Source organism: Candidatus Omnitrophota bacterium, from assembly GCA_028693815.1.
Taxonomy (GTDB): Bacteria; Omnitrophota; Gorgyraeia; order Zapsychrales; family Aceulaceae; genus Aceula.
The window spans coordinates 1-20997 of record JAQUUP010000006.1; the positions used below are offsets into that span (position 1 = coordinate 1).

The following is a 20997-nucleotide window of genomic DNA, read 5'->3' on the forward strand; positions in this document are numbered from 1 at the left end:
CTCGCCAGAGGAAGGCAAAGATGTATTCGTTCATCATGCTGAAATTCAAGGAGAAGGCTATAAATCTTTAGAAGAAGGACAAGCCGTTGAGTTTGAAATTGCTCAAGGTCCTAAAGGCGAACAAGCCAAAAATGTAAGAAAGTTATAAAGAAGCGATTTTCTAATATTGCTAATTTTAAGAGCCGATGCGTTAAGCACCGGCTCTTTTTTTGTTATTTTTTTGCTACTAAAGATTTTAGTTGACAAAATCTAGTCCATGCCCCATACTTGCTGTTGAGTTAATAGGGAGAAGGAAATTTGAAGCCGTTCGGGCACAAAGATCTAGCCTAAGCGGTATTTTTAGTTTTCAGCCATTATTGCCCTAGTTCTAATCAAAAAGTTTTCAACTTCAGAATTAGGGTTATACTCAAAGATTGCGAAAGGAGGTTAAATAATGGCAAAAGGAACAGTAAAGTGGTTTAGTAACCAAAAAGGTTATGGTTTTATCTCGCCAGAGGAAGGCAAAGATGTATTCGTTCATCATGCTGAAATTCAAGGAGAAGGCTATAAATCTTTAGAAGAAGGACAAGCCGTTGAGTTTGAAATTGCTCAAGGTCCTAAAGGCGAACAAGCCCAAAATGTAAGAAAGTTATAAAGAAGCGATTTTCTAATATTGCTAATTTTAAGAGCCGATGCGTTAAGCACCGGCTCTTTTTTTTCTAATCTGACTAGTGATTTTCTTAAAATTGTGTAAAATACTTGGCGCACAATCTGTTTAATGATAAACTACTTATAAAATTAATTATTAAATGAGCAAGGAGGAGCAAAATGTTATTCATTATTATCATCGCTGTTGTGAGCATGGTGGCCTTCGGAATGTACAACAGTTTGATTGGAAAAAAGAACGATGTTGAAAAGGCTTTTGCATCAATTGATGTCATGCTAAAAAAACGTTATGATCTTATTCCTAATTTGGTCGCTTCCGTTAAGCAGTACATGCAACATGAGGCCAATACGCTGACTGAAATCACAGAGCTTCGAGCAAAAGCTGTTTCGGGAAATTTATCATCTAATGAAAAAGTTGATCTTGATAATAAGCTCACCAAAACTTTAGGCGGTATCATGGTGGCTGTTGAAAATTATCCAGACTTAAAAGCTAGTCAGAATTTTATTCAGCTTCAAGGAAGTTTAAATGAGGTTGAGGAACAAATCTCTGCTGCTCGCCGGTCTTATAACGCATCGGTTACAGATTATAACAATGCTGTTGAGATGTTTCCAACCAACATTCTTGCATCAATGATGAATTATGAGCGTAAAGCTGTTTTTGCAGTAGCTAACGATCAAGAACGTCAGAATATTAATGTTGGGGATATCTTCAATAAATAAAAATTAACAGGGAGTTTCTTTGCGAACACTTTTAGAGCTAGCCCAATTTTATGATGAAAAACTTTTTCCTGGTATTCTTGTTTTAGAAGAAAAGAGAAAAGAGGTCGCCACCCTTGTCTATGCGTATAGTTTTATTATTTTCTTGATTGGTGCGCTTGTTTTTTTCTTTTCTTTGAAGATACCAGGTAGCGATTCAGGAATTCATGGTCATTATGTTGATTTTAGAATTCCTGGCACTATTATTGCGGCAACTTTTTCAGGAATGTATTTTGTGTATCGTCTTTTAACGAGAAGCTATGTTAGCGATTTTAAGGATGTTGTTATTAAGCAGATTGTAAACTTTATGGACGATAGTTTAGTCTACCAAAAAGATGGGTTTATTAGGGAATCAGAATTCAAATCAAGCGAAATTTTTAATCACTCGATCAATGAATATAAAGGCGATGATTTAATTCAAGGGACAATAGGAAAAACAAAGATAAAATTTTCGGAATTGTGTGCTAAATATGTTACCCAGGGTAAAAATAGAAGTGAGCGTATCATTTTTAAGGGTCTTTTTTTTATTGCTGATTTTAACAAAGATTTCTGCAAAAAAACCTTTGTTCTTCCTGATAGAGTTGAAAGCATGTTGGGGGGCTTAGGTACAATTTTTCAGAAAATGAACATTTCACGCCCGCCTTTGGTTAAGCTTGAAGATCCAGAATTTGAAAAACTTTTTTCGGTTTATAGCGATGATCCTATAGAGTCACGATATATTCTATCAACAAGCTTGATGCAGCGCATTGTAAGCTTCAAAAAGAAAAGTAAACGAGAAATTTATCTTTCTTTCATTCGTTCAAATGTTTACATTGCCATTTGGTATAAGCGCAATCTTTTTGAGCCGAAAGTATTTACTACGATGTTAGATTTCGCCCCGATCCAAGAGTATTTTGAAGATCTCGAGCTAGCCATTAAAATTGTGGATGATCTTAATCTAAATACGCGCATTTGGTCAAAACAATAAATTTATTCCTATGACAAATAATAATCATACTGCTCAGTGGTGGAAAAAATTAGAAGGCAACAGCGTTCAATGTTACCTTTGTCCTCGATTGTGCGTTATTCCTGAAGGTAGCCGCGGATTTTGTTTTGTGCGCCAAAATATTGCTGGTGAGCTTATCCTGACGACTTATGGGCGTTCGAGTGGGTTTTGTATTGATCCTATTGAAAAAAAGCCGTTGTATCATTTTTATCCGGGAACAAGTGTTTTGTCATTTGGGACAGCTGGATGCAACATGGGATGTAAGTTTTGCCAGAATTGGGATATTTCAAAATCAAAAGAATTTGATCGCCTTTCTGAGAAAGCCACACCAAAAACAATTGCTGATACCGCAAAGAAGGTGGGAGCAAAATCTGTTGCATTTACTTATAACGATCCTGTGATTTTCGCAGAGTATGCTATTGATACAGCTAAAGAATGTCATCTTAACAATATCAAAACGATTTCAGTTACAGCGGGTTATATATCCAAAGAAGCGAGGGAAGAATTCTTTGAGAACATGGATGCTGCTAATGTGGACTTAAAATCAATTAGTGAAAGTTTCTATAGGCGACTTGCTTTAGCACAGCTTAAGCCGGTATTAGATGCACTTATTTTTATAAAAGAAAGAACGAATACTTGGCTTGAAGTTACCAATTTAATTATCCCCGGAGAAAATGATTCTGATGATGATTTGAATAAGATCTGTACGTGGATTGTTGAAAATCTGGGGAAAGAAGTCCCTGTTCATTTCAGTGCATTTCATCCAAGTTTTCAGATGATGAATTATAGCCCAACGCCAAAGCAGACTCTATTGAGGGCAAGACAAATAGCTCTTAGCAAGGGATTGCAATATGTTTACACAGGTAATATCGATGATGACGAGGGGTCGATAACGCATTGCGCTGTTTGTCATCAAAAACTAATTGAACGCTCATGGTATGAGGTTAAGGAGTATCATTTGATTAATAATAGATGCGATAATTGCCACACTTCATGCGCTGGTTTTTTTGATGAAAAACCTGGAAGCTGGGGATCGCGGTGTGTTTCTGTGAAGCTTGGAGATGAATAATGAAGATTTTAAGTTGGAATGTTAATGGTATTCGCGCGATTGAGAAAAAAGGATTTGTAGATTGGATTAAAAAAGAAGATCCCGACATCTTATGTATCCAAGAGACAAAATGCCATCCCGATCAACTTTCCGACAATCTTTTAAAACCACTTCAATATAAGACTTTTTGGTCTGCGGGTGAAAAAAAAGGCTATAGCGGTGTTTCAGTTTTTTCTAAAAAAGAGCCAGAAAGTGTTTCAACAAAAATAGGCAAAAAAGAATTTGATTGCGAAGGGCGCAACTTGGTTTTAGATTTTGGTGATTTTGTTTTGTTTAATATTTATTTTCCAAATGGTGGCGTGGAGAACAAAAGAGTTCCTTACAAGATGGCGTTCTATAATCAATTTCTAAAAACCATAGAATCGTTTCGAAAAAAAAGTAAAAATGTGATTGTTTGTGGCGATGTCAATACTGCACATAATGAGATTGATTTAGCTCGCCCTAAAAGTAATCAAGAAAACACAGGATTTTTACCTGAAGAACGCGCGTGGATCACAAAGCTTATTAAAAAAGGATATGTTGATACTTTTCGTCATTTTTATCCTGAGCAACCTGATCACTATACTTTCTGGAATTACAAAACGGGTGCTCGTTCACGAAACGTTGGCTGGCGCTTAGATTATTTTTTTGTAAATCAGGAGTTCTTGCCGAAAGTTAAACGTTCGTATATTTTAAAAGATGTCTTAGGTTCTGATCATTGCCCAATCGGAATTGAAATTATCTAAAGAAATCCCGACTCAACTGCTAGACTGCAGTTTCGCGGGATAAATTCGTCAACAAACTTGCGTTAATGACGCTCCACAAGATTGGACTCATTTATGAAAAAAGTTCTTTTTTTAATATTGTTTATTTTGTTAATTGCCAAAGGAGGGTTTGCCATGAAAATTACTAGCCCTGAATTTAAGCACAATGAAATGATTCCTAAGAAATTTACATGCCAAGGAGAAGATGTTTCTCCAACGCTTTTAATCAGCGATATCCCTGTAAATGCCAAAAGCCTTGTTTTGATTGTTGATGACCCCGATGCTCCGATTGGAAACTGGGATCACTGGATTGTTTATAATATTATGCCGCAAACTTCTCGAATTGAGGAAGGAAGCATCCCCGGCAAACAAGCCTTAAATGATTTTAACCGCGGGGATTGGGGCGGTCCTTGTCCTCCCAGTGGAACCCATCGCTATTTCTTTAAGATTTATGCTCTCAATAAAATTCTTACCTTAGATGAAAACTCAAGAAAATCCGACGTTGAATCTGCTATGTCAGGTTGCATTATTGACCAAGCTCAAATGATTGGATTGTACAAAAAAACTTTTTAGCTATTTTTCAGAAACAATACGTAAGGTTTTTGACTTTTCAGCGTTGATCTGTTTAAAAGTTTTTAAATTTTGAGGAAGATCTTCTTCGGCGTAAATAATGCTAACAGGGCAGGCAGGGATGCATGCCCCGCAATCAATACAAATCTCAGGGTTAATCACAAGAGTATTTGTGTCTTCATGAAATGCCTCTACAGGGCAAATTTCAACGCATTTCTTACACTTCGTACAACCATTTGTAATAACACTGGCCATATATTTTTTACTTCCGTCTTAAAAAGTCTATAAGATTATATACAAAATTGCGATTTAGGTTTATAATCTTATCAAAATCATAGTTAAAATCAAGGAGTCATTTGTGAAGAAAATAGATTTAGACCACATTAAAGCAACCCTAAAAACAAAATCTGGATCCTACAATGTTTTTCAGATTTCAAAACTCAAGAAATTTGGTTTTGCAAATATTGATCAGCTTCCATTTTCGATTAAGATTTTATTAGAAAGTGCGATTCGAAATTGCGATGAATATAAAGTGACTTCACAGGATATTCAAAATATAGCTTCTTGGTCATCAAAAGTAAAGACTTTGCCAGAGATTGCTTTTAAGCCTGGGCGCGTGATTTTGCAAGATTTTACAGGTGTTCCGTGTGTAGTTGATTTAGCGGCCATGAGAAATGCTGTAAAGAATTTAGGTGGTGACTATCGAAAAATTAATCCTCAAGTTCAGTGTGACTTAATTATTGATCATTCTGTTCAAGTTGATTATGCAGGAACAAAGTATGCTTTTCAAAAAAATCTTACCAAAGAATTTAAACGCAACAAAGAACGATATGAATTCCTAAAATGGGGACAGCAAGCGTTTAAGAATTTTCGTGTTATTCCACCTGCTACAGGTATTATTCATCAGATCAATCTCGAGTATCTTGCACAAGGTGTTTTGGTACAAGGAAAAGGTAAAAATAAGACTTTGTATCCTGACAGCTTAATTGGAACAGATAGTCATACAACCATGATTAACGGTCTTGGGGTTGCAGGATGGGGTGTCGGTGGTATCGAAGCTGAAGCAGTTATGCTCGGCGAGCCGCTAAACATGCTATTGCCACAAGTTGTTGGATTTCATCTTAAAGGGAAACTTCGTGATGGAATAACGCCAACAGATTTGGTTTTAACTATAGTTGAAAAACTTCGAAAAGTCGGTGTTGTTGGAAAGTTTGTTGAATATTTCGGGGAAGGCTTGGAAAGTTTAACATTAGAAAATCGTGCGATGATTGCCAACATGTCTCCTGAATATGGTGCGACTATGGGCATATTCCCAGTTGATTCAAAAACTCTTGAATATTATCGTGAAACTGGACGTTCAAAAGATCAAATTGAGCTTATTGAGAAATATTTTAAGCTCCAGGGTATGTTTTATAAAAAAGGAGCGAAACCACCAAAATATACAAAAACTATCGAGCTTGACCTAAATACGATTCAATTAAGTATGGCTGGACCAAAACGACCGCAAGATCGCATTGTTTTAGGGAAAATGAAGTCTGAATTTAGCAAAAATTTTTCCGCACCAAAAACGACTGACACTTTAACAAATGGTTCTGTTGTAATTGCTTCGATTACAAGCTGCACCAATACATCAGATCCATCTGTTTTAATCGGCGCTGGATTATTGGCAAAGAACGCTATTGCAGCTGGACTAAAAATAAAACCTTTTGTTAAAACAAGTCTTGCTCCAGGATCACGTGTTGTTGTCGAGTATCTTAAAAAAGCAGGCCTTATTTCATATTTAGAGATGCTCGGCTTTCATCTTGCTGGATATGGGTGTATGACATGTATTGGAAATAGTGGACCATTAGCAGAAGAAATTACTAAGAAAATTACTGATAATAATTTAATAGTCGCCAGTGTTTTAAGCGGCAATCGAAATTTTGAAGGACGCATTAGTCCCTGGGTTAAGGCTAACTATCTTGCAAGTCCGGCTTTAGTTGTTGGCTATGCGATTGCCGGAAATATTTCAATTGACTTAACAACAGAACCTTTAGGGAAAAATAAAAAAGGAGAGGATGTTTATCTTAGCGATATCTGGCCAACAAATTCTGAAATTAAAACTTTGATCAAGAAATCTGTTCAATCAAAAATGTTTGTTGAGCAGTATAGGAGTGCCTCCAAGGGAACATCTGAATGGAAAGAAATTAAATCAACGAAATCAGATCTCTATTCTTGGAAAGAAAAAAGCACCTATATTCAAAATCCACCATTCTTTAGCGGGATGAAAAAAGACGCTGATGATATTTCTGAGATTAAAGGTGCTCGTGCACTTCTTGTTTTGGGTGATTCGATAACAACCGATCATATTTCTCCAGCCGGCGCCATTTCCTCTGCGAGTCCCGCTGGTCAATTTTTACAAAGCAAAGGAATTAAGGCTGTTGATTTTAATAGTTATGGTTCTCGCCGAGGGAATGATCAAATTATGACACGGGGAACATTTGCTAATATTCGACTCAAAAATTTATTGGCGCCTGGAACAGAAGGGTCTCAAACTATTTATTTACCGACAAATGAAAAAATGGATATTTATTCTGCATCTTTAAAATACAAAAAAGATCAAACGCCTCTTGTTGTGCTTGCTGGCAAAGAATATGGAACTGGCTCTTCTCGAGATTGGGCGGCCAAAGGAACAGCGCTTCTTGGAATCAAAGTTGTGATTGCCGAAAGTTATGAACGTATTCATCGAAGCAATCTAGTTGGAATGGGTGTTTTGCCGCTCGAGTTTATAAAAGGTCAGTCTTATAAAATGCTTGGGCTTAAAGGAGACGAATTCTTTGATTTTATCGGTCTTAGTAACAATATTAAGCCACAGCAAAAAATCAAGGTCATAGCAGTATCTTCGAGCGGGACAAAAAAAGAATTTTATGCTAAGCTACGGCTAGATACAAAAGTTGATATTGATTATTATCGAAACGGTGGAATCCTTCAGACAGTTCTGAGGCAATTGATTTAAACTTTACCAAGGAGGTATGACGTGCCAAAAAAACATTCACCTGCAACAAAACGTAAGATTAGCTTGTCCCAGAGAGGATCTAAGAATTCTTTTTACGGGAAGAAACATAAAAAATCTTCAAAAGAGAAGATTTCCCAAAGCGTTAGCGGCAAAAATAATCCCATGTATGGCAAAAAGCATTCTGCTGCAACAAAGCGTAAAATCAGCCTTGCGATTAAACGCGCTCGACGTCTTGCTTTAAAAAAATGACCAAAAAATCTCACCAGCGAGTTTGGCATAAAAAAGTCGGGAAAATAATGCCTTCAAAAACAATGATTGTTCAGCAAGGAAAAAAAATCAATTGCCCGGCTCAAGCGCAAGACGATGACCCTAAAACTGTTTTTGCAAAAAAATTCAGGGAACAAATTAAAAAAGCACTTTAATAGAAGCAGGAGGGAAAAATGCTTTTAAAATTTCTTGGAATTGTTTGGTTTATGTCTGCAACAATGCTCTTTTTAAAGCCATTGGCATTTAAAGCATGGCTAAAGACCGAAGACATTGAGCTCATTAGAAAAACTTTTTTTAGAATATGCATTCTTGTTGGTGTTTGGCTTTTAGCCGCGAGCTCTGAATTGCCGCAAGGGAAAATATGCTTGTTTGTTATCATTTTAGGATTTCTATCCATTCTAAAATCAATTATTTTTCTTGAAAGCAAATGGGTTGAAGAAATTATTACGCGGATTAGCAATCAATCGGTTTGGCTTCTTCGCCTTGGAGCATGCGTGCATATTGTAATTGCATTGATTATTATTTTTGGAGCATAGATGTTAAATAAATTTATTTCTTTCCTTGGGATTCTTTTTATATGTGCTGGAGTTGCTTTTGCTGAGAATAATTTAAATGAGCTTCAGATAAGAGCTTTTAATAATATTCAGAGAGCTCAGCAAGTGGTTGCTTATGCGCAGAAATTGATGGAAGTAAGGCCTGATCGACAGAGTGCTGAGGCTTGTGTTGATCTTTATCTTGAAGCAGCAAAACTTTATGGCGATGCCGCGCGATTATTAAAAGTTGTTGGGCCACCCTATGTTTTGCAAAGCGTTGTCGATGAATTTGCAAAAGGAGAGCAAAATTATCTTGATATCGTTGATAAAATTCGACGATCATTAAATCAGGGTGAAATTGTATCGCCTAAAAAAGATACTTTTGAGTCATTATTAAACGAATTAAAGGAGCTTTCCCAATGAATTGTCCTAATAAACAAAAAAATCTTCAAGAATGCAACTGTAGTTATAGCTCATGCGAGAAAATGGGGATTTGTTGCGAGTGTATTCGATATCATCGAAAGAAAGGGGCGTTGCCCGCTTGTTATTTTCCAGCGGATGCTGAAAAAACGTATGACCGATCAATAGAGCATTTCATCCAAGTTTATCAGAAGAAAAAGCAGGTATAAGTCGCTTGATCCTCACAGAAAACACTTGAATGCCGTAATGCTCTATGTTAAATTAAGAGCTATTATAAACACATGAATTCTTAGAAATATTATGGGAAAAACACTTTATCAGAAAATTTGGGACGCACATATTGTTCGAGAAGGACAAAATGATGCTACGATTATTTATGTTGATCGTCATTTATTGCATGAGGTTACGTCACCTCAGGCTTTTGAAGGATTGCGTTTAAAAGGGCGAAAAGTTCGTCATCCTAAAAGAACATGCGCAACTATGGATCATAATGTGCCTACAAGCGCAAAAGATCTATCTTTCGCTGATGAAATATCAAGAATTCAGATGGATGCCTTAGATCGCAATTGCAAAGAGTTTGGCGTTAAATTATTAGATTTCATGCATCCAGATCAAGGAGTTGTTCACATCGTTGGCCCAGAATTAGGATTTACATTGCCTGGGATGGTTATTGTTTGCGGTGATTCGCATACAGCAACACATGGAGCATTTGGCTCACTCGCTTTTGGTATCGGCACATCTGAAGTAGAGCATGTTTTGGCAACCCAAACATTGCAACAAAACCTTTCAAAAACTATGTTAATTAGGGTCAGCGGAACGTTGTCGAAAGGCGTTACGCCAAAAGATTTGATTTTATATATTATTGGTCAAATCGGAACAGATGGGGCAACTGGCTATGTGATCGAGTACGCAGGGGATGCCATTGAAAATCTTTCAATGGAAGGGCGCATGACGATTTGTAACATGACAATTGAAGCCGGTGGCAGAGCTGGAATGATTGCCCCGGATGAGGTTACTTTTGAATATTTAAAAGGACGTGATTTTGCACCTAAGGGTGAAAATTGGAATAAGGCTGTTAACTGGTGGAAAACTTTAAAAAGCGACAAGGATGCTGAGTTTGATAAAATCGTTGAAATTAATGCTAATATGATTACACCTCAAGTGACATGGGGAACATCTCCAGAACAAGTTGTTGGCGTCGATAGCGTTGTTCCTGATCCAAGTAGCTTTAAAGATTCAACAAAGAGCGAAGCTGCTAAAAAAGCTTTAGTCTATATGGATTTAAATCCAGGCATGCCGATTCAATCGATTAAGATTGATACTGTTTTTATTGGATCTTGTACTAATGGCCGCATTGAAGATTTGCGAGTTGCAGCAAAGATTGCAAAAGGACAAAAAGTTTCTAAAAACGTCCGCGCGTTAGTTGTGCCTGGCTCTGGACGCGTAAAACGTCAAGCTGAAAAAGAAGGCTTAGATATTATTTTTAAAGAAGCAGGGTTCGAATGGCGCGAGCCTGGATGTTCAATGTGTTTAGCAATGAACGAAGACAAGCTTTCTGATGGGCAGAGATGCGCATCAACAAGCAATCGTAATTTTGAAGGGCGTCAAGGAAAAGGCGGCAGAACGCATCTAGTTGGACCAGAAATGGCTGCTCTTGCGGCGATAAAGGGGCATATCGCCGATATTAGAAAATTTATTTGATGGCTTTAATTTTCTTAAAAGAAAGAAATTAGTAATGGAACCGATAATCACACATTCAGGCATTGTTGCATCGATTGATCGCGCAAATATTGATACAGATGCAATTATTCCAAAGCAATTCTTAAAAAAAGTAGAGCGAACCGGATTCGGAAAGCATTTGTTTCATGATTGGCGTTATTTGGATGATGCTGGATTAAAAGAAAATCCTGATTTTATTCTAAACAAAGATGAATATCGCAAGGCAACAATTTTGATTGCACGTGATAATTTTGGATGTGGATCTTCTCGAGAACATGCTCCTTGGGCATTGTCAGATTTTGGATTTAAAGTGATTATTGCTCCAAGTTTTGCTGATATTTTTTATAATAATTGTCTTCGAAACGGTATTTTACTTGTAAAATTAAAATCAGAACAAGTTGATGAATTATTCCGCTTTGTTTTAAGTAACGCTAATGCTAAAATAACAGCAGATTTACCGAATCAAACAATTGAAACTCCTGATGGAAAAGAATATTCATTTGAGATCGATCCGTTTGCCAAAGATTGCTTAATTAAAGGTTTAGATAGTATTGGCTGGACAGAGCAGTTTATCGATCATATTGAGAATTACGAAAAAGAATTATCTAAACAGAGAGCTTGGGTCTAGTATGGCAGGCAATACTTTCGGAAAACTATTTACAATAACCACCTTTGGGGAAAGCCACGGTCCTGCGATTGGTGCAGTTATTGATGGAGTGCGGCCTGGGATGCCGTTGACTAAGGAAGATATCCAAATCGAACTTAACAGACGGCGCCCTGGCCAAAGCTCAATGACAACGCAGCGTAAAGAGGCAGATGAAGTTGAAATTTTATCTGGCGTATTAGATGGAAAGACGACAGGAACACCTATTGGTCTTTTAATACGCAATACAGATGCTAACCCAAAAGATTATGAAGATCTAAAAGATGTTTTTCGCCCTGGTCACGCTGATTATGCATATTTTAAGAAATATGGTATTCGTGATTGGCAAGGAGGGGGTCGAGCTTCTGGACGAGAAACTGCGATGCGCGTTGCTGCTGGTGTCATTGCGAAGAAAATGCTCGCTGAATATGGAATTACTGTAACGGCGTACACAAAACAAGTTGATGATATTGTTGCAAAGAATATTGATTTGCCAGCCATTGAGTCAAATCCTGTTCGTTGCCCAGACCCTGAAGCCGCAATGCTAATGGTAGAACGAATCAAAATTGCAAAAGCTGATGGCGATTCTGTCGGCGGCATTATTGAAGCGATTGTTAAGAATTGTCCTGCAGGACTTGGTGATCCAATTTTTGATAAGCTAGATGCTCGTTTGGCTGCAGCCGTCATGTCAATCGGTGCAATTAAAGGTGTTGAAATTGGCGATGGATTTCACTCGGCGACCATGAAAGGATCAGAATTTAATGATGTTTCAGCATGGAAAGATGGAGCTTTAAAGTCAAAAACAAATCATTCTGGCGGCATTTCTGGTGGAATCTCCAATGGGAATGATATCATTTTGCGCACTGTTATTCGTCCAACATGTTCGATTGCCAAACCACAACAAGCCGCTACCTTAGACGGCAAATCAACAACAATGGAGATTAAAGGACGTCATGATCCTTGTATCTGTCCACGAGCAGTTGTTGTTGTTGAGGCTATGGTTGCACTTGTTATGGTTGATTGTTGCTTATCCAAAAAAGCATTTCAAAATCGTAGTTATTTACCCTCACATGACAAAAAAATCTAATAAAAAAGTTGTTCTAATCACTGGTTGTTCGAGCGGATTTGGCTTGCGTATCGCGGCGCGATTAGCAAGTCTGGATTATCGCGTTGTGGCCACTATGCGCAATTTATCCAAGCAAGACGATCTTGTTGAAGAAATTGCTTTAAGAGGTGGTGAAGCAGAAATTTTAAGATTAGATGTATTAGATGTTGATTCTATTAAAAACGTTATTAAATATATCAAAGAAAAATATGGCCATTTAGATGTTTTAGTAAATAATGCAGGATATGGCATTGGTGGTTTTTTTGAAGATTTAACGCAGGAAGAAATTCATTCACAAATGGAAACAAACTTTTTCGGCGTTCAAAATGTTACGCGTGAGGCTCTTCCGTTAATGCGAGAACAGAGAAAAGGGACGATCCTTAATATTTCAAGTGTTTCAGGATTGTATGGATTGCCATGTTTTGGGGCCTACAATGCAAGCAAGTGGGCTTTAGAAGGATTTTCTGAGAGCCTATACTATGAATTGAAGCCATTCGGAATCAATGTGTGCTTGATTGAACCAGGATTATATAAAACAAAAATTCTTCATGAAAACAGGCGTTACGCTACAAATTTCTTTAATCCGCAAAGTCCGTATTATAAAATTTCGCAAAGTTTTCAAAAACGAACAAATGACCGTGTTAAAATATCTGGCCGCAACCCAGAGGACGTAGCCGTTCTTGTTGAAAGATTAATTAGTTCAAATTCCCCACCTTTTCGAAATATCCCTGATGCAAGCGGTAAGCTTTTATATGCATTTCGAAAATTTCTCCCCTTTGGCCTTTTTTCGCGACTCGTGAGATATGTCACGCGTCTAAATTCTAAATTATAATATTATAAAAGAAATTCTTGACAAGTTTTTTCTTCTTGATACAATATCTAGTAAATCGATAGAGAAGGTAGAGATAGAATGAAATTATCAACAAAAGGAAAATACGGGACACGTTTAATGCTTGATCTTGCATTAAATTATAGAAAACGCCAACTTCTCTTAAAAGAAATGGCGTCCAATCAAGGAATTTCTGAAAAATATCTGTGGCAGCTCATTTCATCCTTAAAGAATGCTGGATTAATCAATTCAACTAGAGGAGCGCAGGGTGGCTATGAGCTTGCTAAGCCGCCAAAATCAATTACTCTAAAAGAAATTATTTTGCCTTTAGAGGGTCCTTTGGATTTTACTGAAAGTTCAGATGATGTTAAAGCTGATTATATTTTAACTTCTGTTACTAATGAGATTTGGGAAGACATCTCTGCGAAATTAAAAAAAATCTTGTCGTCTGTTACATTAGAGCAAATGGTAGAGCGACAAGAGAAACGATCAAGAATTTTAGAATACGCTATTTAATTGTAACAACTTTACGGAGGAAGAGATGACAAAAGAAAAGAAATTAAATATTGAAACATTGGCGCTGCATGCAGGCCAAGAGCCAGATCCAACAACGGGAGCAAGGGCGGTTCCGATTTACCAAACGACATCCTATGTATTTAAAAGTACAGATCATGCTGCGGACTTATTTGCTTTAAAGGAATTTGGCAATATTTATACGCGGTTAATGAATCCGACAACTGATGTTTTTGAAAAGCGAGTAGCGGCACTAGATGGTGGAGTGGCCGCTTTAGCTGTGGCAAGTGGACAGTCGGCTATTAGTTTAGCGATTCTTAATATTGCACAATCAGGTGATGAGATTGTTTCGGCGGATAATCTTTATGGTGGAACTTACACGCTTTTTCATTATACTTTTAAGCGTTTTGGTATAAAGGTTAATTTTGTGCCGTCGGATGATATTGCGGCGTTTGAAAAAGCGATCACACCAAAAACAAAAGCTATTTATGCCGAATCTATTGGAAATCCAAAATTAAATGTTACGGATATTGAAGCATTAGCTAAACTGGCGCATAAAAATGGAATCCCACTTATTATTGATAATACGGTTTCTCCTTATTTGCTTCGACCAATTGATTTTGGTGCTGATATTGTTGTTTATTCAGCAACAAAATTTATTGGAGGTCACGGAACATCAATAGGAGGAGTGATTGTAGATTCTGGGAAATTTAATTGGACGAATGGAAAGTTTCCGCTTATTGCTGATCCCGATCCAAGCTATCACAATCTTAATTTTGTCGAAGCTTTAAAGCCGTTTGGCAATATTGCGTACATTACTAAAGCCCGCGTTACATTATTGCGCGACATTGGACCTGCATTATCACCATTTAATTCTTTTCTCTTTTTGCAAGGTCTTGAAACCCTTCATTTACGTTTGCCTCGGCATTCTGAGAATGCTCTGGCTGTTGCGAAATATCTTGAAAAACATCCAAAGGTTAGCTGGATTAATTACCCAGGTCTTGAGTCAAGCCCTGAAAAACAAAAAGCTAATAAATACTTACCTAAAGGGGCAGGGGCAATTATTGGATTTGGTATTAGAGGTGGCGCATCGGCTGGAAAGAAGTTTATTAATTCTTTAAAGCTGATTTCGCATTTAGCAAATATTGGAGATGCAAAAAGTTTAGCGATTCACCCAGCAAGCACAACTCATCAGCAACTGTCTGAAAAAGAGCAGCTAGCGACAGGAACAACGCCAGATTTTATTCGCTTGTCGATCGGCATTGAACATATTGATGATATTATTGCAGATATCGATCAGGCGTTGGGTTAAGGAGGTTCTAATGGCAAGAATATTCAATGATATTACAGAAACAGTCGGTAATACGCCGCTTATAAAAATTAATAAATTAACCGCAGGATTAGATGCCACTGTTTTAGCCAAGGCAGAATTTTTTAATCCACTTTCAAGTGTTAAAGATCGAATTGGACTGGCTATGATTCAAGCTGCTGAAGAAAGCGGAGCCTTAAAGAAAGGTTCTGTTATTGTAGAGCCTACAAGCGGCAATACAGGCATCGCACTTTCTTTTGTTGCCGCAGCTAAAGACTATAAGCTTATTTTGACGATGCCGGATACTATGAGCGTCGAGCGCAGAAAACTTTTAAAGGCATTGGGCGCAGAGCTTGTTTTGACCGATGGAGCCAAAGGGATGAAGGGAGCCATTGAAAAAGCAGAGGAGATTGTTTCTGAGACACCAAACAGTTTTATGCCGCAACAATTTCAAAACTCCGCAAATCCAGAAATTCATCAGAAAACAACAGCACAAGAAATTTTAAAAGATACAGATGGAAATGTCGATTTCTTTATAACTGGTGTTGGTACAGGGGGAACCATAACAGGTGTCGGCAAAGCTTTAAAAGAAAAGAATCCAAATGTTAAAATTATTGCTGTTGAACCCGTTGATTCACCTGTTTTGTCTGGCGGTAATCCTGGACCACATAAAATTCAAGGAATTGGCGCAGGTTTTATCCCAGATGTCATTGACAGGAGCGTTATCGATGAAATCATGACAGTTTCTAGCGAAGATGCAGGTCAGACATCAAGACGTCTTGCTAAAGAAGAAGGAATTTTGGTTGGGATTTCAGCAGGGGCTAATGTTTGGGCTGCTCTCGAGATTGCTAAGCGTCCTGAAGCCAAAGGAAAAACAATTGTCACAGTATTATGCGACACAGGAGAGCGCTATTTATCAACGTGGTTATTTGATGAATAATTCTAAGTTCTAATGCAAATTTAAGCTAAAGACCCATTCGCTTAGACAAAAAATGTTCTAAGCTACTACTTTTCAAATAAGGATTTGTTTCTTTTTGAGATCTTAATGTCGCAGTTTCAGATGGCCCGTAAAAATGTCCTGGATAGATAATTGTTTCGTCTGGTAATTTTCCTATAATGTTGTATAGCGAATGATACATTTTTGTTGCATCCCCACCAGGTAAATCGCAACGACCGCATCCATGAATAAAAAGAGTGTCTCCTGTGATCAAGTGGCCGGGAACATAGAAGCACTGACATCCTGGCGTATGACCTGGCGTTAGAATACATTCAATATTAATATTTCCAATTTTAATTTTCTCATGATTCTTTACTTTCTTTAAATTCTTACAGTTAGGCGTGTATATTTCAAGCTCTTGCTGTGAAATATAAACAGGAACATCGTATCGCTGAAGTAAATCATCGACACCGTCCACATGATCATAATGGCCATGCGTCAAAAGAATTGAAACAATTTTAAGATTATTGTTTTCTGCTTGGCGACAAATCAAATCGATATCCCATGCTGGATCGACAACAGCAACTTGACGGGTTTCTGGATCACCAATCAAATATGCAAAGTTTTGCATAGATCCAACCATAATTTGCTTTATAATAATTTTTGAATCAACCATAAAAATCCTTTTGTAACCAATATTGCATTATTATATTTCAAATATTTCAAAAAGCAACTAAAAGCCTTTTTGGTTTGTCCTTGACAGAGCAAAACAGGGGTTTATAATATATCTCTTAATAAAAATACTAACATCCCGATCCTCTGCGGGACGGGATAAATTTTCCCCTGCTGCTTCGTTTTGCAAGCAAAACCGAAGCAAAACGGCAGGGCTCATTTAAAGAGGAGTACATATGTCGTTAATCGCTTCAGTTAAAATTCCTTTAGGGACTAAAATTCCAAGCTTTCAATTGCCTGATTCAGCAGGACAAATGCATTCTTCAGATGATCTTTTTGCAGAAAAAGGCCTTTTAGTCGTTTTTACATGTAATCATTGTCCTTACGCACAAGCTGTTTGGCCACGTGTCATATCAATTGCCAAAGATAGCAGACAGAGCAAAATTAATACAATTGCCATTAATCCTAATATTAATCCAAATTATCCTGATGATGCGCCAGAAAGAATGATTGATAAAATTAATGAATTAGGCATTGATTTTCCATATCTTATCGACAAAACACAACAAGTAGCAAAAGATTTTAAGGCACAATGTACGCCTGATATTTATCTTTTTAACGGGAATAAAGAACTTGTTTATCATGGGCGTATTGATGACAACTGGAAAGATGAAGACAAGGTAACTTCTCATGAGCTAAGAGAGGCAATCGACGCTCTTATCAATGGCGGAGAAATTGAAAGACGACAAAATCCATCGATGGGTTGCTCTATCAAATGGCTTAATACATAAAATGATCAACACTAACCTGACATTTAAAAAGATAGATTTAAGCTACAAGCCACTTCCAGGCTCGAAGAAAGTCTATTTTCATGGAAATATTTTTTCTGACATTCGTGTTCCGTTTCGTCAAATTTCTCATCACAATGGAGAATTGCTTAACTTATATGACACTTCCGGTCCATACACTGATCCTGATGCTACGATCGATATAAGCAAAGGACTTGATCCTTTGCGAAACAAGTGGATTTCTGATCGCGATGATACTGATCTGGTAAACATCGAAAAGAAGGCTTTGTGTGCAAAGCCAGGATCAAATGTGACACAACTTCATTATGCAAAAAAAGGCATTGTTACTCCTGAAATGGAATTTATTGCTATCAGAGAAAATTGCACTCCTGAATTTGTTAGAGATGAGGTCGCAAACGGAAAAGCGTTTATTCCGGCAAATATTAATCACCCTGAAGCTGAACCAATGATTATTGGGCGAAGCTTCTTAACTAAAATTAATGCAAATATTGGAAATTCTGCTCTTAGCTCAAGTGTGTGCGAAGAAATTGAAAAAATGATTTGGGCAATTCGATGGGGAGCCGATACGGTGATGGATCTTTCCACTGGCCCTAATATTCATGAAACACGTGAATGGATTTTGCGCAATTCTCCTGTTCCGATTGGGACAGTTCCGATTTATCAAGCATTAGAAAAAGTCTGGGGGAAACCTGAAAACTTAACATGGGAAATCTTTAAGGAAACATTAATTGAGCAAGCCGAGCAAGGCGTGGATTATTTTACTATTCATGCCGGCGTTCTTCTTGAAAATGTAAAACTTTCTACGAATCGCTTAACTGGCATTGTTTCTCGAGGAGGAGCTGTTCTTTCGAAATGGTGTACTGTTCATAATAAAGAAAATTTTCTTTATATACATTTTGATGAAATTTGTGAAATCCTAAAGCAATATGATATCGGTATCAGCCTTGGTGATGGATTACGGCCTGGAAGTATCGCCGATGCCAACGATGAGGCACAATTTGCGGAATTAAAAGTTTTAGGAGATCTAGTTAAGATTGCCTGGGCACATGATGTGCAAGCCATCATTGAAGGGCCAGGACATATTCCAATTCATTTGATTAAAGAAAATATGGACAAACAAATTGAACTTTGTCATGGCGCACCGTTTTATACATTAGGACCATTGACAACAGACATTGCTCCTGGCTACGATCATATTACATCAGCCATCGGAGCTGCGATCATTGGCTGGTATGGAACAGCCATGCTTTGTTACGTTACGCCCAAAGAACATCTTGGACTGCCTGACAAAAATGACGTTAAGGAAGGGATGATTGCGTATAAAATTGCAGCTCATGCCGCAGATTTAGCTAAGGGACACAAAGGCGCGCAACAGTGGGATCGAGCAATTTCGCAGGCTCGCTTCGAATTTAATTGGCAGGATCAGTTTAATTTAAGTTTGGATCCGCAAAAGGCGAAAGATTTTCACGATCAAACTCTCCCAGAAGATAAATCAAAAAAAGACCGCTTCTGTTCAATGTGTGGTCCAGATTTCTGCTCAATGAAGGTTAGCCATGATCTTCGAGGCATCTCCAAAAAGTGTTTGAAAAAAAACCAATAAAATTTATTTATTTTCTTGAATCTGATTAATTTGAGAAGGGGTAATACTCTCAAGCTTGGAGCGGAACTCTTTTAATTCATCGAGAATTCTTTTTTGTTGATCTTGTGTATCATGCATAAGTTTTGAGAATAAATCACGATAATAATCAATACCGGCTATTAGATTCTTTTTAAATCCACTAAAATAAGCAATTTGCTTATCCGTTAGCGTGCATTTGCATCGTTTAATTTCTTTCACAAAAGAATCAACATAAAGCTTTATTTCTCTTATAAATACATGCTGACGATATTTTGAATTTAGCAGATTAATTCGACCGTAGATATGATCTGTCATTTCTTTTAAAGTTACGACCTTAGAGAAGTAAGCGAGGTTTGGCCCTGGGCAAACCGCAGGCTCTAAAGGCAATTTGGTTTCAATATTGTTAACAATCAACGCAGAAGCTCCAAGATCATGACAAATGCAAGTTTTTACTATGACATCTTCTTTTGAAGGTAAATCTTCCTTGTTAGGCGAGTTTTCAATTTGTTCCAATTTTAATTTTTGATATTGACGAGAGGCTACGCAAATTGGCAAATCTGTAAATTCTGTATTAAATTTAAGGTGTCCTTTAAAACAGCCACTTCCAGGACAACCAGCTTTAGCCCGATTTTCCTGAGCTACGTTGCTTGCTGCGCCCTTAAGGTTATTAAATGGAACTCCAATCGGAGAGGAGTCGCTTAGATAGAGGTCATCTTCACCAGCAGCACGTAATTTTTCTAAAGTCGATGCATCAATGCTAACAACTTCAGGAACGAGAAGAAATGGTGTTGCCCAGCCTGTTCCATCAATATTATAATAATTCATTAGAAATTGATCTTCCTGAAAAGTGCCAATACCTCCCTGAACCGTGATTTTTGGATCAGGAGGGACAGAGCTTATTTTATTTTTTAATTTAACAGCTTCTTGGTAAACACGCTTGATTCCAGAAAATAGCTCGTCACGCTTTACTTTCATTTCTTCTAAGATAGGTCCAAGAAGGAATCCGTCAGAAATAAATGCATGCCCACCACAATTAAGGCCAGACTCAATACGGTACTCAGAAACCCACAAACCTTTTTTAGCTAAAAATTTACCCTGGGTAATACAAGATCGATGATCGCTGACTTTTAAAATAATTTTCTTTTTAATTTCGCCAGCCGCATCACAATAAAAGTCCTTAAAATTCTCAACATAGCTATATAATCTACGATTAAATCCGGCAGAAAAAACAATCGCTGATTTCAATGTGCTCTGGGCATAGCCGCGAAGCGCAGAAAGGGCATCAGAGAATTCTGCAGGGAGCTCTTTGCCGTCTTTGTCATAATTCGTACGATCAAGTTTTGTCATAATATTGACATCAATGCTTCCAGGGCGCACGCTTTCCCGAAGTTCATTCTGCAATTTTTCTTTTATTTTTGGATCTTGAATTGAAAGCATTTCTTGATATTTTTTTTTAAAAGGGGAGGTCTCGGGGAGAAGCTCAAAATATTTTGTAATTTCGCTTCCAGCTTCAAAAGCTGAGGATTTAAGATCTGTAACTTGCTTTTTAATGATTCTATCAAGAAGATTTAAGTATGCCGTAATACGTCTTGCTCTATGATCAGAGTCATCTTTTTGAATCTCTGTGTAATCTTCATGGTAAAGATTGCAATAGAATTTGCGCATTTGCTCAATTAAAGTATCGTCCACAAGAGAAATAACCGATGAAATACCGTATTTGGCGACTTTCAAAGGCGTGTCAATTGTGAAAGCGATGCCCATCACTGGAATATGGAATGTATGCCCTTTTTTCATTCTAATAATATACAAAATATTAGTATT

General features: G+C 37.4%; 25 protein-coding genes. 22 read left to right on the plus strand and 3 right to left on the minus strand.

Annotated elements, in window-relative coordinates; translation table 11 throughout:
• From PHY73_02990 to PHY73_03020, 7 genes are all read left to right on the plus strand, one after another.
• The coding region (locus PHY73_02990; protein ID MDD3374673.1) for a cold shock domain-containing protein at nt 1-148 on the plus strand (148 nt) is incomplete at its 5' end.
• Nucleotides 149-433: 285 nt separating this feature from the next.
• A complete protein-coding gene (locus tag PHY73_02995; protein MDD3374674.1) occupies nt 434-634 on the plus strand; it encodes a cold-shock protein in 201 nt (66 codons plus the stop codon).
• A gap of 173 nt (nt 635-807) precedes the next feature.
• Entirely contained in the window at nt 808-1365 is a 558-nt protein-coding gene (locus PHY73_03000) for a LemA family protein (GenBank protein MDD3374675.1), read from the plus strand.
• Nucleotides 1366-1384: 19 nt separating this feature from the next.
• Nucleotides 1385-2368, plus strand: coding sequence for a DUF3137 domain-containing protein (locus PHY73_03005; protein MDD3374676.1), 984 nt, complete (start codon nt 1385-1387; stop codon nt 2366-2368).
• 10 nt (nt 2369-2378) lie between these two features.
• The gene (gene amrS, locus PHY73_03010) at nt 2379-3455 is read left to right on the plus strand and encodes an AmmeMemoRadiSam system radical SAM enzyme (GenBank protein ID MDD3374677.1); all 1077 of its coding nucleotides are present in this window, start codon (nt 2379-2381) and stop codon (nt 3453-3455) included.
• Nucleotides 3455-4219 carry an exodeoxyribonuclease III gene (locus tag PHY73_03015; protein ID MDD3374678.1) on the plus strand — a complete coding sequence of 255 codons (765 nt, stop codon included), beginning with the start codon at nt 3455-3457 and terminating at the stop codon, nt 4217-4219. Before amrS ends, PHY73_03015 begins: the two co-directional genes overlap by 1 nt.
• Before the next feature lie 93 nt (nt 4220-4312).
• Nucleotides 4313-4810 (plus strand): YbhB/YbcL family Raf kinase inhibitor-like protein, encoded by a 498-nt coding sequence (locus tag PHY73_03020; protein MDD3374679.1) that lies wholly within the window; start codon nt 4313-4315, stop codon nt 4808-4810.
• Here PHY73_03020 and PHY73_03025 read toward each other — a convergent pair whose 3' ends face one another.
• Nucleotides 4811-5062, minus strand: a complete 252-nt coding sequence (locus PHY73_03025; GenBank protein MDD3374680.1) for a ferredoxin family protein — start codon at nt 5060-5062, stop codon at nt 4811-4813.
• A gap of 103 nt (nt 5063-5165) precedes the next feature.
• Here PHY73_03025 and acnA point away from each other — a divergent pair, with 103 nt between their 5' ends.
• The 13 genes from acnA (at nt 5166) to cysK (ending at nt 16080) form a co-directional block, all read left to right on the plus strand.
• Entirely contained in the window at nt 5166-7802 is a 2637-nt protein-coding gene (acnA, locus tag PHY73_03030; protein MDD3374681.1) for an aconitate hydratase AcnA, read from the plus strand.
• 21 nt (nt 7803-7823) lie between these two features.
• Nucleotides 7824-8051, plus strand: a complete 228-nt coding sequence (locus tag PHY73_03035) for an NUMOD3 domain-containing DNA-binding protein (protein MDD3374682.1) — start codon at nt 7824-7826, stop codon at nt 8049-8051.
• Nucleotides 8048-8224, plus strand: coding sequence for a hypothetical protein (locus PHY73_03040; GenBank protein ID MDD3374683.1), 177 nt, complete (start codon nt 8048-8050; stop codon nt 8222-8224). Before PHY73_03035 ends, PHY73_03040 begins: the two co-directional genes overlap by 4 nt.
• 18 nt (nt 8225-8242) lie before the next feature.
• Nucleotides 8243-8605, plus strand: coding sequence for a hypothetical protein (locus PHY73_03045; GenBank protein ID MDD3374684.1), 363 nt, complete (start codon nt 8243-8245; stop codon nt 8603-8605).
• Nucleotides 8606-9025 carry a hypothetical protein gene (locus tag PHY73_03050; GenBank protein MDD3374685.1) on the plus strand — a complete coding sequence of 140 codons (420 nt, stop codon included), beginning with the start codon at nt 8606-8608 and terminating at the stop codon, nt 9023-9025. It begins immediately after the preceding gene.
• The gene (locus PHY73_03055) at nt 9022-9231 is read left to right on the plus strand and encodes a DUF6485 family protein (GenBank protein MDD3374686.1); all 210 of its coding nucleotides are present in this window, start codon (nt 9022-9024) and stop codon (nt 9229-9231) included. Before PHY73_03050 ends, PHY73_03055 begins: the two co-directional genes overlap by 4 nt.
• A gap of 91 nt (nt 9232-9322) precedes the next feature.
• Complete coding sequence (gene leuC, locus PHY73_03060) at nt 9323-10723, plus strand: 3-isopropylmalate dehydratase large subunit (protein MDD3374687.1); 1401 nt, start codon at nt 9323-9325, stop codon at nt 10721-10723.
• Nucleotides 10724-10757: 34 nt separating this feature from the next.
• Nucleotides 10758-11369 (plus strand): 3-isopropylmalate dehydratase small subunit, encoded by a 612-nt coding sequence (leuD, locus tag PHY73_03065; GenBank protein MDD3374688.1) that lies wholly within the window; start codon nt 10758-10760, stop codon nt 11367-11369.
• Nucleotide 11370: 1 nt separating this feature from the next.
• Nucleotides 11371-12471, plus strand: coding sequence for a chorismate synthase (aroC, locus tag PHY73_03070; GenBank protein MDD3374689.1), 1101 nt, complete (start codon nt 11371-11373; stop codon nt 12469-12471).
• Nucleotides 12455-13321 carry an SDR family oxidoreductase gene (locus PHY73_03075; protein MDD3374690.1) on the plus strand — a complete coding sequence of 289 codons (867 nt, stop codon included), beginning with the start codon at nt 12455-12457 and terminating at the stop codon, nt 13319-13321. Before aroC ends, PHY73_03075 begins: the two co-directional genes overlap by 17 nt.
• Nucleotides 13322-13399: 78 nt before the next feature.
• Nucleotides 13400-13834, plus strand: a complete 435-nt coding sequence (locus tag PHY73_03080) for an Rrf2 family transcriptional regulator (protein ID MDD3374691.1) — start codon at nt 13400-13402, stop codon at nt 13832-13834.
• A gap of 25 nt (nt 13835-13859) precedes the next feature.
• Nucleotides 13860-15143, plus strand: a complete 1284-nt coding sequence (locus tag PHY73_03085) for a homocysteine synthase (protein ID MDD3374692.1) — start codon at nt 13860-13862, stop codon at nt 15141-15143.
• A 10-nt stretch (nt 15144-15153) separates the two neighbouring features.
• Entirely contained in the window at nt 15154-16080 is a 927-nt protein-coding gene (gene cysK / locus PHY73_03090) for a cysteine synthase A (GenBank protein ID MDD3374693.1), read from the plus strand.
• Between the two features lie 25 nt (nt 16081-16105).
• Here cysK and PHY73_03095 read toward each other — a convergent pair whose 3' ends face one another.
• Nucleotides 16106-16753, minus strand: coding sequence for an MBL fold metallo-hydrolase (locus PHY73_03095; protein ID MDD3374694.1), 648 nt, complete (start codon nt 16751-16753; stop codon nt 16106-16108).
• A gap of 232 nt (nt 16754-16985) precedes the next feature.
• Here PHY73_03095 and PHY73_03100 point away from each other — a divergent pair, with 232 nt between their 5' ends.
• Together PHY73_03100 and thiC are read left to right on the plus strand one after the other, a co-directional pair.
• On the plus strand, nt 16986-17540 hold the full coding sequence (locus PHY73_03100; GenBank protein MDD3374695.1) for a thioredoxin family protein: 555 nt from the start codon (nt 16986-16988) through the stop codon (nt 17538-17540).
• A 1-nt stretch (nt 17541) separates the two neighbouring features.
• On the plus strand, nt 17542-19158 hold the full coding sequence (gene thiC / locus PHY73_03105; GenBank protein MDD3374696.1) for a phosphomethylpyrimidine synthase ThiC: 1617 nt from the start codon (nt 17542-17544) through the stop codon (nt 19156-19158).
• 3 nt (nt 19159-19161) lie between these two features.
• Here the strand turns inward: thiC and PHY73_03110 are convergent, their stop codons facing one another.
• Nucleotides 19162-20970 (minus strand): hypothetical protein, encoded by a 1809-nt coding sequence (locus PHY73_03110; GenBank protein MDD3374697.1) that lies wholly within the window; start codon nt 20968-20970, stop codon nt 19162-19164.
• Between the last annotated feature and the right edge of the window lie 27 nt (nt 20971-20997).